Source organism: Pseudomonas sp. PSKL.D1 (genome assembly GCF_028898945.1).
Taxonomy (GTDB): Bacteria; Pseudomonadota; Gammaproteobacteria; order Pseudomonadales; family Pseudomonadaceae; genus Aquipseudomonas.
Window position 1 is genome coordinate 5,237,829 of the sequence record NZ_CP118607.1, and the last position, 14,674, is coordinate 5,252,502.

The window sequence follows — 14,674 nt, forward strand, 5'->3', positions numbered from 1 at the left end:
TTAGCCGGAAGCGTCCCCGAGAAGCCGGCCACAAGCCGGCTTTTTAATGCCCTCAGAAAGTGCCCCCTCCCGCAATCCGAAGTTTACGAAAAAGTAACCTCCAACTCAGTTTGCCGACAGCCGCCAGTCGCTAAGTTTGCCCCGAACATGACGCCGGCCTGCGCAGCAACTTCTCCAGCCCGGCCATCAGTTACTTACCTGACTGGACGCAACGGCATGCAAGGCAAAACCACAAGACGCTCCTTCGTCAAAGGCCTGGCCGCTACCGGACTGCTCGGCGGTTTGGGCATGTGGCGCGCGCCGGTTTGGGGGCTGGCCAGCACCGGCCAGCCAAACGTGTTGGCGGGTACCGACTTCGAGCTTCACATCGGCGAGTTGCCGGTCAACATCACCGGCGCTGCGCGCACCGCGATGGCGATCAACGGCTCGCTGCCAGGCCCGACGCTTCGCTGGCGAGAAGGCGATACCGTCACCCTTCGCGTGCACAACCATTTGCAACAGGACACCTCGATTCACTGGCACGGCATCATCCTGCCCGCGAACATGGACGGTGTGCCGGGCCTGAGCTTCCACGGCATTGCTCCGAACGGCATGTACGAGTACCGGTTCAAGGTCAACCAAAACGGCACCTATTGGTATCACAGCCACTCAGGCCTTCAGGAGCAGGCCGGGGTTTATGGCGCGCTGGTCATTGATGCGAAAGAGCCCGAACCGTTCATCTACGACCGGGACTACGTGGTCTTGCTCAGCGACTGGACTGATGAGGATCCAGCCCAGGTTCTGACCACGCTCAAGAAGCAATCCGACTACTACAACTTCCACAAGCGGACGGTAGGCGACTTCGTCAACGACGTAAGCCAAATGGGCTGGGCTGCCGCCATGGCTGATCGCAAAATGTGGGCCGAGATGAAGATGAGCCCCACCGACCTCGCGGACGTGAGCGGACACACTTACACCTACCTCATGAACGGCCAGGCACCAGACGGCAACTGGACCGGTGTGTTCAAGCCTGGCGAGAAAATCCGCCTGCGCTTTATCAATGGCTCCGCCATGACCTATTTCGATGTGCGCATTCCCGGCCTGAAAATGACGGTGGTTGCGGCGGATGGGCTGCACGTCAAACCGGTTTCAGTTGACGAGTTCCGTATTGCCGTTGCCGAAACCTACGATGTGATTGTTGAACCCGAAGATGCACAGGCTTACACCCTGTTCGCTCAATCCATGGATCGTACCGGTTACGCCAGGGGCACGTTGGCTATCCGCGAAGGCGTGGAGGCGCCGGTTCCGGCCACTGACCCGCGCCCGCTCATTGCCATGAGTGACATGGGCATGGACCACGGCAGCATGGCCGGCATGGACCATAGCCAAATGGCTGGCATGGACCACAGCAACATGGCTGGCATGGGCAGTACCACACAGGGCCACCCTGAGTCAGAGTCCGGCAACCCCTTGGTCGACATGCAGACGATGACCCCGACGCCAAAGCTGCGCGACCCGGGCATCGGGCTGCGCAACAACGGCCGCCGCGTGCTGACATATGCGGACCTGCACAGCACCTTCATCGATCCGGACGGCAGAGCGCCTGGCCGCACGATCGAGTTACACCTGACAGGCCACATGGAAAAGTTCGCCTGGTCCTTCGACGGCATCAAGTTTTCCGATGCCGAGCCACTGCGCCTGAAGTACGGCGAGCGCCTTCGCATCACCTTGGTCAACGACACCATGATGACTCACCCCATCCACCTGCATGGCATGTGGAGCGACCTGGAGGATGAGCACGGCAACTTCATGGTTCGCAAGCACACCATCGACATGCCCCCGGGCTCAAAACGAAGCTATCGCGTGACTGCAGATGCGCTGGGCCGGTGGGCTTATCACTGCCACCTGCTGTTTCACATGGAAACGGGCATGTTCCGTGAAGTGCGGGTGGACGAATGAACAGGAACACGACAATGAGCAAAGCCATGCAAAAAAGCGCCTTGGTCAGCCTGTTTGCCGTTTACGCCCCTTTGTCGTGGAGCGCCCAGGCGATGGATCATGGCGCGATGGACCACTCAATGATGAACCATGGCTCAGTTGAAGCCCCACCAGCCAAAAGCCACACGCCAATTCCAGCACTGACCGACGCAGACCGGCAAGCAGCATTCCCGCCGCTGGACGGGCATGAGATACACGACAGCGCAATCAACAACTTCTTACTGCTGGACCAACTCGAATACCAGGATGCCAACGACGGCAGCACGCTGGCCTGGGATGCTTCCGGGTGGATAGGCGGCGATATCAACCGGCTATGGGTCCGCTCCGAGGGTGAGCGCACCAATGGGGTTACCGAAGAGGCCGAACTGCAACTGCTGTATGGGCGCGCCGTCAGCCCTTGGTGGGATGTGGTTGCCGGGGTGCGGCAGGACTTCAAGCCGCAATCCCCTCAGACTTGGGCAGCATTCGGCATTCAGGGGATGGCGCTGTATGACTTCGAAGCCCAAGCCACTGCATTCCTTGGCGATAATGGCCAAACTGCCGTTCGCCTTGAAGGCGACTACGACATTCTCCTGACCAATCGGCTGATCCTGCAGCCAACCGCCGAAGCCAATTTTTACGGCAAGAACGACCCTGAGCGCGGCGTGGGTTCGGGCCTTGCAAACACTGAGGTCGGGCTGCGTCTGCGGTATGAAATTGTTCGCCAGTTTGCACCTTACATCGGCATCACCTGGAACCGGGTGTACGGCAAAACCGCCGATTTCACCCGCGACGAAGGGGCGAATGTGGATGAAGCGCGCTTCGTGGCGGGCCTGCGGATGTGGTTTTAAACATCGCGGCCAGGCGCATTCTTGCCAGGAATACGCCCATGAAAAACTCGAATTTCAATTTCGCCACAGGAATGCGTAGCGTGCAGTCTCCTGCATACGGAGATGAACCATGCGTTTATACGTTGATGCCCAGTTCACCAGCCCCTACGCCCTGTCGTGCTTCGTCGCGCTGCGCGAAAAGGGAATCGATTTCGAGATGCAACCGCTGAACCTGGATACGCTGGAAAACCAGGCAACGGACTACGCCCGCCTTTCGCTCACCCAACGCGTGCCCACGCTGGTGCATGGCAACTTTGCCCTGTCGGAATCATCGGCGATTACTGAATATCTGGAGGATGTGTTCCCGCAGGTGCCGGTTTACCCTCAGGCCTCGCAAAAACGCGCCAAAGCACGGCAGGTTCAGGCGTGGCTGCGCAGCGACTTGCTGCCCATTCGCCAGGAGCGTTCAACGCTGGTGGTGTTCTATGGCCAGAAATACGGCCCTTTGTCAGCGGCGGGCGAGGCTGCAAAGCACAAGTTGGTCGAAGCTGCGCAACAGTTGCTGGCCGATAATCAGGATTACCTGTTTGGCCAGTGGTCTATCGCCGATGTCGACCTTGCGCTGATGCTGAACCGGCTGATCCTTAATGGCGACAGCCTTCCGGCCCCATTGGAGGCTTACGCCCGGCGCCAGTGGCAACGCCCGGCAGTGCAGGAATGGCTCAACTTGCAACGCCCGGCCATCTGAGGGCAACGCAAGGCATGGCCATTCGGCCATGCCTCGGGGCACGCTTTAGAAGTCGTACCGCGCACCAACCATCATGCTGCGCGAAGGCCCGTAGAAGTTGAACGTCGAGGTCGACCCCACCCGCGACAGGTAGTCCCGGTCGAACAGGTTGTTGACGTTCAACGTGGCGGTCAGCTTCGAGGTAACCGGGTAAGACAGCATCGCATCTACCGTCGCGTAGCCCGGCGCATCGATGCGCACGCCGCCGTTCTCGGAGTAGAAGTTGCTCATTGCCGAAATGCCACCACCGATGGCCAGGCCATTGAGCGGGCCCTGGCTGATGGTGTACTTGCTCCACAGCGAGGCCTGGTTACGCGGCATGATGAAGAAGGTGGTTTCGTCATCACCTTTTACAGTGTCGGTCTGCATCCAGGTGTAGCCGGCCAGCAGTTCCCAGTTCGGCGTCAACTTGCCGCTGACTTCCACTTCGGCGCCTTTGACCCGGGTTTTACCGGAGGCAACGGAGAAGCCGGTGTCCACACCGTCTTCGTCATACGCGGTGGTGGCGCGGTTTTCGTCGGTCAGGCGGAACACCGAAAGGCGGGTATTGAGGTCGCCACCGAAGTAGCTGCTCTTCAGGCCGAACTCATACTGCTCACCCTCACGCGGCTTGAGCACCCGGCCATTGCTGTCGGTATCGGACTGCGGCTTGAACACCTGCGAGTAGCTGGCGTACAGCGCGTGGTTGTCGGTCAGGTCGTAGACGATGCCGCCGTACGGGGTGAAGCGCCCATCCACGCGTTTATCATCGTTGGTGGTCGCACCGCTGCTGAGAGTGGTGGTGTAGAAATCACCGCGATACCAGCTGAAGCGGCCACCCGCGATCAGCGCCAGGCGCTCGATGGGGCGGAACGTGACTTTGGAGTACAGGCCGTACTCTTCCTCTTGCATGCCCGTTTCGGTGCTGTAGTTCGGCGACGGCTTGTTGAACTGCGTCGGCGAGTACGTGTTCACGTTGATCGAGCCGAGGTTGGTGGTGCCGTTGAGGTACTCGGTGTCGTAGTTCTTGTAGTCGGTGCCCACCACGAACTCGCTGACCTGGCCGAAGGTTTCAAACGGCTGGCTGTAGCTGGCGTCCAGGGAGTAGGTGTCCTGGGTGAAGTCGCGGGCGCTGGCGCGCTCCGAATTGGCACCGGTGGTGGCGTTGGTTGCGGTGAAGGCATACAGGTAATTGGTGTCGCGGTGCGAGCCACGGGCGGCAACGCGGCCATAGCCGCCGTTGTCGAAGCGGTGGGTCAGCTCAGCGACCAGGTCGGTGGTCTTGCCGTCGAAGTAGTTCCAGTCGGCGCCCAGGAAGCGGGAATGGCTGAAGTCTGGCACTTCACCCGAGAGCGACGCCGGGTAACCGTTGTGCGGGGTGATGTTCTTCACCTCGTGCATCAGGCCGAAAGACAACGTGGTGGCGTCGTCCAGGTCAATGTCCAGCGCACCGTAGTAGGTGTTGCTGGTGTTGGCGTTGTAGTCCACTTCGCCATTGGTGTCGTCACGCGAGGCAACAAAACGCCCGCGTACACGGCCAGCGTCATCCAGCGGGCCGCTCAGGTCGATTTCTTCGTGGTTGGTGTCCCAGGTGCCGTAGGCCGCTTCGACATGGCCCTGGAACTCGGCGGTCGGGCGCTTGCGCACCATGTTGACGATGCCACCCAGCTCGCTGGTGCTGCTGAACAGGCCGGCCGGGCCGCGCATGATTTCGACGCGGTCGAACGCCGCCAGCGAAGGCACGGTGCCGAAAATACTGGCCATCGGAGCTGGCAGGCCGTCGATGTTGAATTCGCTGTACTCGTAGCCACGGGCGTAGATCGACGAACGGCCACTGTCGTTGGTCAGGGTACGCAGGCCTGCGGTGTACTTGGCCAAGTCATCCAGGTGCACGAACTGGCGGTCCTTGACGTAGTCCTGGGTGTAGACAGTGATCGACTGGGGGATGTCCTTCAGAGCGGCCGGGGTCTTGGTGCCCACGGTGGCGGCATCGACGCTGTATCCGCCGGTTTGCTCCGATGGCAGCATGTCGTACAGGCGGTTACCTTCGATGGTCAGGGCCGGTAGATCGAGCGAATTGTCCTCTGCTGCGGCCTGGGTCGCGACCGTTTCGGCCAGTGCCGATAACGAAAATGGCGCCAGCAGCCCCAGCACCAACCAGCCCCGAACCCGACGCGTGCTCCCCACACCTTTGAAACCGCTCATGACACACCTTTCGCCTAAATGATATTGAATCGCAAACGACATATTTTGCTTTTTGCGAACGATACCGGACGAAAATCGGGGTTGCAGCAGGATTAACCTTCTTAACACATCAAGGCGATTGCCCTCCCCATCTGGCAATGGGATGATCGCCAACTGATACAAGTTCTCATTCAAGGCTTCCCGTGCCCACCTCACTTCTCCTCGCCGAAGACGACCCGCGTTTGCGTCAGGACCTGGAACGCCACTTCCTCAACCGGGGTTTCGTGGTACAGGCCTGCGCCAGCGGCACCCAGGCCCTGAGTGCGATCCAGCAAACACGCTTCGATCTGGTTTTGCTCGACATCATGCTCCCCGGCATCGACGGCCTCAGCCTGCTGGACGAGCTGCGTCGCCAGCAAGCGGTGCCCGTCATGCTGATGTCGGCACTGGGCGCCGAGCAGGATCGCATCAGCGGGTTTACCCGTGGCGCGGACGATTACCTGCCCAAGCCATTCAGCCTGGCAGAGCTGAACGCGCGGGTGGATGCACTGCTGCGGCGCGTGGCGTTCGATCGCGGGGCCGCCATTCAGCCTCAAGCCCACACGGTCACGCTGGACCATGACCAGCAAGACGTTGTGCACCAGGGCAAAAACGCCGGGTTGACGGCCTCCGAGTTCCGCTTGCTGGCCACGCTGCGCGCCCACCCGGGGGAGGCCTTGAGCAAACCGTTCCTGTACCAGACCGTGCTGCACCGGGCCTACACCCGGCTGGACCGCGGCCTGGATGTGCACGTGTGCAACTTGCGCCGCAAGCTGGCCGACATCGGTGCCCAGCATCTGCAAATCCAGGCTGTGCGCGGTCAAGGTTATATCCTGGTCGACACGGAACAGCCCTGATGCGCCGCCACCCCTTGCTGTGGAAACTGGCAGCGCTGCAGGTCAGCTTCTGCCTGCTGCTGACCTGGCTGATCTGGACCTGGGGCCTGTCGGTGGAACGCAGCACCTATTTCCTGTCCCAGGCCGATCAGGACTACCTTGCGCGCTATGCGCAACAAGCGGAGCAGGCCTGGCACGACGGTGGCCAGGCCGGCGCCGAAGCGTTTCGCCGCAAACTGGAACAGGCCGAAAACACCTGGGCGGTGCTGCTCGGGCCACACCTGCAAAGCCTGGGCACCACGCCACTGAACGCCGAAGAAGCCAGCCACCTGACCTTCATGCGCAAACTCGACTGGCCGATGAGCCGGCGCCTGCAGGATGAACTGCCCTACGTCAGCATTGAGTTCCCGCAACACCCCGAAGAGGGCCGTTTGGTTCTGCAGTTGCCCGAGCGCCTGCTGCCCACCGGCCTCACGCCCTGGACCCACATCATCACCCACGGCGTTGCCCCCACGCTACTGGCGCTGCTGCTGGGCCTGGCAATCTATCGCCAATTGGTCGTGCCGCTGAACCGCCTGCGCGACCGCGCCGACGCCTTGCGCGCCGACGATCTGGACAGCCCTGGCCTGCCGCTTCAGGAGCGGCGCGACGAGCTGGGCGAACTGGCGCAAGCCTTCGAACACATGGCCGGGCGCCTGCGCCAAAGCCTGGAGCAGCAACGCTTGCTGCTGCGCACACTGTCCCACGAGCTGCGCACGCCCCTGGCCCGCCTGCGCATCGCCCACGACAGCGACTTGCCGCCCGCCCAACTGCGCGAACGCCTGGATCGCGAGGTCAACGACATGCAAAAGCTGCTCGAAGACACCCTCGACCTCGCCTGGCTGGACACCGAGCAGCCGCAACTGCCCACCGAGCCGGTGCTGATGTTGTCGGTGTGGGAAGCGCTGTGCCAGGACATCTGTTTCGAAAGTGGTTGGGACCGCGCACGCCTGCCCTGCTCACTCGGCACCGACTGCCTGGTGCAAGTGCACCTGGACAGCCTGGCCCAGGCCTTGGAAAACCTGATGCGCAATGCCATCCGGCATTCGCCGGTCGACGGTCGGGTCAGCCTCGATGGCTGGCGCGAAGGTGATTGCTGGCACCTGCGCCTGAGCGATCAGGGGCCTGGCGTGCCGCCAGCTGACCTTGAGCGCATCTTCAAGCCCTACCAGCGTCTGGCCGACAGCGGCGCAGGCTTTGGCCTGGGCCTTGCCATCGCCCGCCGAGCCATCGAATTGCAGGGCGGGCGGTTGTGGGCCAGCAACGGGCACCCCGGCTTGTGCCTGCACATGGTGCTGCCAGCGGGCGCCGAGTGTTTAGAAAGTTAAGGCGCTTTACGCTCAATCAGGACTGATTATCATCTGGCCGCACCTGCCCTTATGAGATGCGTGATGAGCAAGTTGACCCTGCCCTTGGCCCTGGCACTGGCCCTCACCGCCCCTATTGCCCTGGCACAGCCGGAGCGTGAGCAGAAGATGGACACCTCGCTGCTGCAGCGTCAGGGCCTGGCTTATCGCTTCAGCCAACTAGACCTGGACTCGGCCGATGGCCAGCGCCATTACCGCCTGTGGGTCGGCAAGCCAGACCGCCCCGCACCTGCTGCGGGGTATCCGGTGCTGTGGATGCTCGACGGCAATGCTGCGTTGGGCGTACTGGACAGCGAACTGCTCAAAGCACTGGCTGCCGGCCAGGCTCCCCTGCTGGTTGCCGTGGGCTATCAGACCGATCAGCGAATCGACCGCACCGGGCGCACCTACGACTACACACCGGCACTCCCTGGCCAGGCTGACCAGCGCGACCCGCTGACCGGGCAACCCAGCGGCGGTGTGGATGCGTTTCTAGATCTGCTGACCCAGCGCATGCGGCCGATGGTTGCAGGAGTGGCGTCGATCGACCTGAAGCAGCAGACGCTTTGGGGGCACTCCTATGGCGGTTTGGCGGTACTGCATGCCTTGTTCACACGGCCCGGCGAATTCAGTGACTTTGCAGCGGCCAGCCCTTCACTGTGGTGGCATGACGGAGCCATTGTGCGTGAAGCGCAGGGGTTGCAGGGGCGTATGGGTGATAACCGCCCCAGGCTCTTACTGATGCGTGGCGGTGATGAGCCGTCGAATCCGCGTGCGCCGGTCAAAGGTGATGTAGAACGCCCTGCGCGTGAGTTGGCGGCGGACCTGGCCAAGGTGCCGGGGTTGCAGGTGCGGTTCCAGCGGTTTGAAGGGTTGGGGCATGGGCCGATGTTGCCAGCCTCATTGAAAGCAGTGGTTGAAGAAATGTCGCGGTAATCTGTTCCGGCCCTTTCGCGGGTAAACCCGCTCCCACAGGGTGGATTGGCCTGCACCCCACCCTGTGGGAGCGGGTTTACCCGCGAAAGGGCCGGGCCTGCTTACCCCTTCACACAAACCACCTGCCGCAGCGTATGCACCACTTCCACCAACTCCCGCTGCGCCCGCATCACCGCATCGATGTCCTTGTACGCCATGGGTATCTCATCGATCACGTCCTTGTCCTTGCGGCACTCCACATGCGCCGTGGCGCGGCGCTGGTCCTCCACGGTGAAGCGGCTTTTGGCCTTGGTGCGGCTCATCACCCGGCCTGCGCCATGGCTGCATGAGCAGAACGATTCTTCATTGCCCAACCCTCGCACGATGAAACTCTTGGCGCCCATGGAGCCAGGGATGATGCCCAACTGCCCCTTTTGCGCCGACACCGCGCCTTTGCGCGTCACCAGCACTTCACGGCCAAAATGCTGCTCGCGCTGCACGTAGTTGTGGTGGCAGTTGACCGCTTCCTGGTTGGCCTCGAACGGCCTGCCCAGCACCTTTCGGGTAGCTTCGATGACCGCGTGCATCATCAGTTCACGGTTATGCCGGGCGAAGTCCTGCGCCCACTCCACCGCTTCCACGTAGTCAGCGAAATGCCGGCTGCCTTCCTCAAAGTACGCCAAGTCTTTGTCCGGCAGGTTGGCCAGGTGCTGGCGCATGTCGGCCTGGGCCAACTCGATGAACAGGTTGCCGATGGCATTGCCCACGCCGCGTGAACCACTGTGCAGCATGAACCACACGCGGTCGGCTTCATCCAGGCACACCTCGATGAAGTGATTGCCGCCACCCAGCGTGCCCAGGTGATGGCGGTTGTTGGTCTTCTCAAGGCGCGGGTATTTGTCGGTAATGGCCTTGAAACGCCCGGCCAGCTGGCGCCAACACTTATCCGCCACGCCAGGCACGTTGTCCCACGCGCCTTGATCATGCCGCCCAAAGGTCTTGCCATGGGGCACGGCCTGCTCGATGGCACTGCGCAACCCGTGCAGGTTGTCCGGCAGGTCACGGGCATGCAGCGAAGTGAGCGCGGCAATCATGCCGCAGCCAATGTCCACGCCCACCGCCGCCGGAATGATCGCACCCACGGTGGGGATCACGCTGCCAATGGTCGAGCCCTTGCCAAGGTGCACATCCGGCATTACCGCCAGATGCTTGAAGATGAACGGCATCCGCGCCGTATTGAGCAGCTGCCGGCGGGCGTCGTCCTCCACCGGTACACCATCGGTCCACAACTTGATCGGCTTGCCGCCGGCTACCTGAAGCATGTCCATCATGTCGATTCCACAAACGCCATGGCCGCATGATACCGCCTAAGGTCGTAGGCCAGTGGCTTGCCAGCGGGGTGGCACCGTGCGGTATGCTTGGCCGGTCTTCAGGGCGGGGTGAAAGTCCCCACCGGCGGTAAATCGAAAGATGAGCCCGCGAGCGCCCCGGCCATGCCGGGGGTCAGCAGATCTGGTGCAACTCCAGAGCCGACGGTCATAGTCCGGATGAAAGAAGGCGTCAGGCAGGGGCCATTCGGGCGCCCCTGCGCGCGCATTTTGTTCGCCCCGAGACGTTCATCGATCAATCACGAGGAGCGTTTCATGTCCCCTTTGCACCACCAGCAATTTCCCAATGTGTCCGCCGCCATCGCCGCCTTCAAGGCCGGCCGCCCCGTGCTGCTGCTGGACGATAACGACCGCGAGGACGAGGCCGACATCGTCGCCGCCGCTGAAAACCTGCAGTTGCAGACCATGGCCATGATGATTCGCGATTGCAGCGGCATCGTGTGCCTGTGCCTGGACGAAGCCACTGTCGACGCCTTGCAGTTGGCCCCGATGGTGCCGAACAATCAGGCCCGCCACGGCACCGGTTTCACCGTCACCATCGAAGCGGCAGAGGGCGTGAGCACTGGCGTTTCAGCGCAGGACCGCATCACCACCATCGAAGCGGCGCTGCGCTCCACTGCCGAGCAGCGGCATATCGTCAGCCCTGGCCACGTGTTCCCATTGCGCGCGCGCGATGGCGGGGTGCTGACCCGCCGTGGGCACACCGAAGGGTCGGTGGACCTGGCTCGTTTGGCCGGGTTGCGCCCGGCGGCAGTGCTATGCGAGCTGATGAACCCGGATGGCAGCATGGCCCGCGGGGATCAGGTGGCGGTGTATGCGAAGCAATACAATCTGCCGGTGCTGACCATCGAAGAGCTGGCGCGTTGCCGGGAGGCGATGGTGGAGGTGGAGATGGCTTGAGGCGCTTGCCTTCAGGGTGTGGGGGCGCTGAAACCGAGCGCCGCCCGCGCGGCGCATCGCGGCTGAAGCCGCTCCTACAATTGTTGCAACTTGCCATAACTGTTGCCTTGTAGGAGCGGATTTATCCGCGATGCGGCGCGCAGCGGCGCTCGCTCTGAGACCAAGTCGAGTTTGCTCCCCCCGCCCCGCTCTGCTAACGTCGCGCCGTTCTGACCAGCCACCGAGACTGTCGCCATGGCCCGCAAAAAAGCCTCCATCGATTTCGAGCAATCCCTCGCCGACCTGCAAGCCCTGGTCGAGCGCCTGGAGAACGGCGAGTTGTCGCTGGAAGAGTCGCTGGCCGCCTTCGAACAAGGTATTGCCCTGACCCGCGATTGCCAGGGCGCCCTGGCCCAGGCCGAGCAAAAGGTGCAGATCTTGCTGGAACGTGACGGCGAACTCGCTGCACAACCGTTCGATGCGGAGCCGGAAGCATGATCGGCACTTACCAGGCCAGCTGCCAGGCCCGTGTCGACGCAGCCCTCGAACCCTTTTTCGTAGCGCCCTCCAAAGAGCTCGAACGCCTCTACGCCGCCATGCGCTACAGCGTGATGAACGGCGGCAAGCGTGTGCGCCCACTGCTTGCCTATGCAGCCTGCGAAGCCTTGGGCGCGCCAGCTGAACACGCCAACGGCGCGGCCTGCGCGGTCGAGCTGATCCACGCCTATTCGCTGGTGCACGACGACCTCCCGGCCATGGACGACGACGACCTGCGTCGCGGCCAGCCGACCACCCACAAAGCCTTTGATGAAGCCTGCGCCATCCTCGCCGGCGACGGCCTGCAGAGCCTGGCTTTCAGCGCCCTGCTCGAGCCACGCCTGAGCCCGCAGCCCGACCACATTCGCCTGGCCATGGTCCAGGCGCTGGCCAAGGCCGCTGGCCCGGCCGGCATGGTCGGTGGCCAGGCCATCGACCTGGGTTCGGTAGGGTTGAAACTGGACCAGCAGGCCCTGGAATACATGCATCGCCACAAAACCGGTGCCCTGATCGAAGCCAGCGTGCGTCTCGGAGCCCTGGCCAGTGGCCGCGCCGAGCAAGCTCAGCTGGACGCCTTGCAGACTTACGCACAGGCCATCGGCCTGGCCTTCCAGGTGCAGGACGACATTCTCGACGTGGAAAGCGACACCGCCACCCTCGGCAAACGCCAGGGTGCTGACATAGCCCGTGACAAACCCACCTACCCGGCACTGTTGGGGCTGGACGCAGCCAAGGCCTATGCCCTTGAGCTGCGCGACCAGGCGCTGGCCGTGCTAGCCGACTTTGGCGATAACGCCGAGCCGCTGCGGGCTTTGGCGCGCTACATCGTCGAACGCCGCCACTGATCTGGGGGCCGCCTTGCGGCCCTTTCGCGACACAAGGCCGCTCCTGCAAGGCATGTGGGAGCGGCCTTGTGTCGCGAAAGGGCTGCAAAGCAGCCCCATCGCAGCACCCGTCTGAATGGGCAGCTTTTACACAATGGGGTAAACTGCCGCGTCTTCACACCTATAACGACTCGCCTGATGCCCACGACGTTTCAAGAGATCCCCCGCGAACGCCCGGTCACGCCGTTGCTCGACCGCGCTGACACGCCTGCAGGCCTGCGCCGGCTGGCCGAAGCCGACCTGGAGCCCCTGGCCGACGAGTTGCGCCAGGAACTGCTCTACACCGTGGGTCAAACCGGTGGGCATTTTGGTGCCGGCCTGGGCGTCATCGAACTGACGATCGCCCTGCATTACGTATTCGACACCCCGGACGACCGGCTGGTGTGGGACGTCGGCCACCAGGCGTATCCGCATAAAATCCTCACGGGCCGGCGCAACCGCATGCTGACCCTGCGCCAGAAGGACGGCATCGCCGCCTTCCCGCGCCGCAGCGAGAGCGAGTACGACACCTTTGGCGTCGGCCACTCCAGCACCTCGATCAGCGCCGCACTGGGCATGGCCATTGCCGCCCGCCTGCAAAATGACCCGCGCAAATCGATCGCGGTGATCGGCGACGGCGCCCTGACCGCCGGCATGGCCTTCGAGGCGTTGAACCACGCCCAGGAAGTGGACGCCAACATGCTGGTGATCCTCAACGACAACGACATGTCGATTTCGCGCAATGTCGGTGGCTTGTCCAACTACCTGGCCAAGATCCTGTCCAGCCGCACCTATTCGAGCATGCGCGAAGGCAGCAAAAAAGTGCTGTCGCGCCTGCCCGGCGCCTGGGAAATCGCCCGCCGCACCGAGGAATATGCCAAGGGCATGCTGGCCCCCGGCACCCTCTTCGAAGAATTGGGCTGGAACTACATCGGCCCGATCGACGGCCACGACCTGCCGACCATGATCGCCACCCTGCGCAACATGCGCGATCTCAAGGGCCCGCAGTTCCTGCATGTGGTCACCAAGAAAGGCAAGGGCTTCGCTCCGGCCGAAGTAGACCCGATCGGCTACCACGCCATTACCAAACTCGAGCCAGCCAACAAGCCGGCTGCACCGAAAAAGGTTGGCGGGCCGAAGTATTCGGCGGTGTTCGGCCAGTGGCTGTGCGACATGGCCGCTGCCGACAACCGCCTGGTAGGCATTACCCCGGCGATGAAGGAAGGCTCCGACCTGGTCGCGTTCAGCGAACGCTACCCGGAGCGCTACTTCGATGTGGCGATTGCCGAACAGCACGCTGTGACCTTGGCCGCGGGCATGGCCTGTGAAGGCGTCAAGCCGGTGGTGGCGATCTATTCGACCTTCCTGCAGCGTGCGTACGACCAGCTGATCCACGATGTGGCCGTGCAAAACCTCGATGTGCTGTTTGCCATCGACCGCGCAGGCCTGGTGGGCGAAGACGGCCCGACCCATGCCGGCAGCTACGACTTGTCGTACCTGCGCTGCATCCCGGGCATGCTGGTCATGACCCCAAGCGACGAGAACGAGCTGCGCAAGATGCTCAGCACCGGCCACTTGTACAACGGCCCCGCCGCCGTGCGCTACCCACGTGGCACTGGCCCCAATGCGCCGATCAGCGGCGACCTGGAGCCGCTGGAAATCGGTAAAGGCGTGGTACGCCGTCAGGGCGAAAAAGTGGCCCTGCTGGTATTCGGCGTGCAACTGACCGAGGCCTTGCAAGTGGCCGAGCAGATCAACGCCACCGTGGTCGACATGCGCTTCGTTAAGCCGCTCGACGAGGCGCTGGTGCTGGAACTGGCCGCAAGCCATGACATGCTGGTGACCATCGAAGAAAACGCCATCATGGGTGGCGCAGGCGCCGCCGTGGGTGAGTTCCTGGCCAGCCAGGCGGTGGTCAAGCCGCTGCTGCATCTGGGGTTGCCTGACATTTACGTTGAGCATGCCAAGCCTGCGCAGATGCTGGCTGAGTGTGGGCTGGATGCGGCAGGTATTGAAGCAGCCGTGAAAGCTCGGATGGACAAGCTGGGCCTGTAGATCCTTGGGGCCGCGTTGCGGCCCTTTCGCGACACAAGACG

General features: G+C 62.7%; 12 protein-coding genes and 1 riboswitch. Of the genes, 10 read left to right on the plus strand and 2 right to left on the minus strand.

Going from position 1 to position 14,674, the window contains the following annotated elements:
- Nucleotides 1-216: 216 nt before the first annotated feature.
- From PVV54_RS23460 to yfcF, 3 genes are all read left to right on the plus strand, one after another.
- Nucleotides 217-1,938: a copper resistance system multicopper oxidase gene (locus PVV54_RS23460; RefSeq protein WP_274907515.1), complete on the plus strand. Its 1,722-nt coding sequence runs from the start codon at nucleotides 217-219 to the stop codon at nucleotides 1,936-1,938.
- A gap of 26 nt (nucleotides 1,939-1,964) precedes the next feature.
- A complete protein-coding gene (locus PVV54_RS23465; RefSeq protein WP_274910490.1) occupies nucleotides 1,965-2,807 on the plus strand; it encodes a copper resistance protein B in 843 nt (280 codons plus the stop codon).
- A gap of 109 nt (nucleotides 2,808-2,916) precedes the next feature.
- Nucleotides 2,917-3,534 carry a glutathione transferase gene (gene yfcF / locus PVV54_RS23470; protein WP_274907516.1) on the plus strand — a complete coding sequence of 206 codons (618 nt, stop codon included), beginning with the start codon at nucleotides 2,917-2,919 and terminating at the stop codon, nucleotides 3,532-3,534.
- Between the two features lie 45 nt (nucleotides 3,535-3,579).
- On the opposite strand, the gene PVV54_RS23475 is transcribed toward yfcF, so the two are convergent.
- Nucleotides 3,580-5,757 carry a TonB-dependent siderophore receptor gene (locus tag PVV54_RS23475; protein WP_274907517.1) on the minus strand — a complete coding sequence of 726 codons (2,178 nt, stop codon included), beginning with the start codon at nucleotides 5,755-5,757 and terminating at the stop codon, nucleotides 3,580-3,582.
- A 182-nt stretch (nucleotides 5,758-5,939) separates the two neighbouring features.
- Between PVV54_RS23475 and PVV54_RS23480 the strand changes: the two genes are divergently transcribed.
- The 3 genes from PVV54_RS23480 (at nucleotide 5,940) to PVV54_RS23490 (ending at nucleotide 8,932) form a co-directional block, all read left to right on the plus strand.
- Nucleotides 5,940-6,632: a response regulator transcription factor gene (locus PVV54_RS23480; protein WP_274907518.1), complete on the plus strand. Its 693-nt coding sequence runs from the start codon at nucleotides 5,940-5,942 to the stop codon at nucleotides 6,630-6,632.
- Nucleotides 6,632-7,978, plus strand: coding sequence for a HAMP domain-containing sensor histidine kinase (locus tag PVV54_RS23485; RefSeq protein ID WP_274907519.1), 1,347 nt, complete (start codon nucleotides 6,632-6,634; stop codon nucleotides 7,976-7,978). The genes PVV54_RS23480 and PVV54_RS23485 overlap by 1 nt, the downstream gene beginning before the upstream one ends.
- A 63-nt stretch (nucleotides 7,979-8,041) precedes the next feature.
- Nucleotides 8,042-8,932, plus strand: coding sequence for an alpha/beta hydrolase (locus PVV54_RS23490; protein ID WP_274907520.1), 891 nt, complete (start codon nucleotides 8,042-8,044; stop codon nucleotides 8,930-8,932).
- A gap of 101 nt (nucleotides 8,933-9,033) precedes the next feature.
- On the opposite strand, the gene PVV54_RS23495 is transcribed toward PVV54_RS23490, so the two are convergent.
- On the minus strand, nucleotides 9,034-10,239 hold the full coding sequence (locus PVV54_RS23495) for an RtcB family protein (RefSeq protein ID WP_446731480.1): 1,206 nt from the start codon (nucleotides 10,237-10,239) through the stop codon (nucleotides 9,034-9,036).
- A gap of 93 nt (nucleotides 10,240-10,332) precedes the next feature.
- A riboswitch (FMN riboswitch) is annotated at nucleotides 10,333-10,474 on the plus strand.
- A gap of 80 nt (nucleotides 10,475-10,554) precedes the next feature.
- On the opposite strand from PVV54_RS23495, the gene ribB reads away from it, so the two are divergent.
- The 4 genes from ribB to dxs all read left to right on the plus strand — a co-directional run bounded on the left by ribB (nucleotide 10,555) and on the right by dxs (nucleotide 14,633).
- A complete protein-coding gene (gene ribB, locus PVV54_RS23500; RefSeq protein WP_274907521.1) occupies nucleotides 10,555-11,199 on the plus strand; it encodes a 3,4-dihydroxy-2-butanone-4-phosphate synthase in 645 nt (214 codons plus the stop codon).
- A 234-nt stretch (nucleotides 11,200-11,433) separates the two neighbouring features.
- Nucleotides 11,434-11,676, plus strand: coding sequence for an exodeoxyribonuclease VII small subunit (locus PVV54_RS23505; protein WP_011531978.1), 243 nt, complete (start codon nucleotides 11,434-11,436; stop codon nucleotides 11,674-11,676).
- On the plus strand, nucleotides 11,673-12,560 hold the full coding sequence (ispA, locus tag PVV54_RS23510) for a (2E,6E)-farnesyl diphosphate synthase (RefSeq protein WP_274907522.1): 888 nt from the start codon (nucleotides 11,673-11,675) through the stop codon (nucleotides 12,558-12,560). The genes PVV54_RS23505 and ispA overlap by 4 nt, the downstream gene beginning before the upstream one ends.
- A 177-nt stretch (nucleotides 12,561-12,737) precedes the next feature.
- Nucleotides 12,738-14,633, plus strand: a complete 1,896-nt coding sequence (gene dxs / locus PVV54_RS23515; protein WP_274907523.1) for a 1-deoxy-D-xylulose-5-phosphate synthase — start codon at nucleotides 12,738-12,740, stop codon at nucleotides 14,631-14,633.
- Nucleotides 14,634-14,674: the final 41 nt, after the last annotated feature.

Excerpts from the sequence above, each read along its gene's own strand:
- PVV54_RS23460 (WP_274907515.1), top strand. The coding sequence starts at position 217 with ATGCAAGGCAAAACCACAAGACGCTCCTTCGTCAAAGGCCTGGCCGCT.
- PVV54_RS23465 (WP_274910490.1), top strand. The coding sequence starts at position 1,965 with ATGCAAAAAAGCGCCTTGGTCAGCCTGTTTGCCGTTTACGCCCCTTTG.
- yfcF (WP_274907516.1), top strand. The coding sequence starts at position 2,917 with ATGCGTTTATACGTTGATGCCCAGTTCACCAGCCCCTACGCCCTGTCG.
- PVV54_RS23475 (WP_274907517.1), bottom strand. The coding sequence starts at position 5,757 with ATGAGCGGTTTCAAAGGTGTGGGGAGCACGCGTCGGGTTCGGGGCTGG.
- PVV54_RS23485 (WP_274907519.1), top strand. The coding sequence starts at position 6,632 with ATGCGCCGCCACCCCTTGCTGTGGAAACTGGCAGCGCTGCAGGTCAGC.
- PVV54_RS23490 (WP_274907520.1), top strand. The coding sequence starts at position 8,042 with ATGAGCAAGTTGACCCTGCCCTTGGCCCTGGCACTGGCCCTCACCGCC.
- PVV54_RS23495 (WP_446731480.1), bottom strand. The coding sequence starts at position 10,239 with ATGGACATGCTTCAGGTAGCCGGCGGCAAGCCGATCAAGTTGTGGACC.
- ribB (WP_274907521.1), top strand. The coding sequence starts at position 10,555 with ATGTCCCCTTTGCACCACCAGCAATTTCCCAATGTGTCCGCCGCCATC.
- PVV54_RS23505 (WP_011531978.1), top strand. The coding sequence starts at position 11,434 with ATGGCCCGCAAAAAAGCCTCCATCGATTTCGAGCAATCCCTCGCCGAC.
- ispA (WP_274907522.1), top strand. The coding sequence starts at position 11,673 with ATGATCGGCACTTACCAGGCCAGCTGCCAGGCCCGTGTCGACGCAGCC.
- dxs (WP_274907523.1), top strand. The coding sequence starts at position 12,738 with ATGCCCACGACGTTTCAAGAGATCCCCCGCGAACGCCCGGTCACGCCG.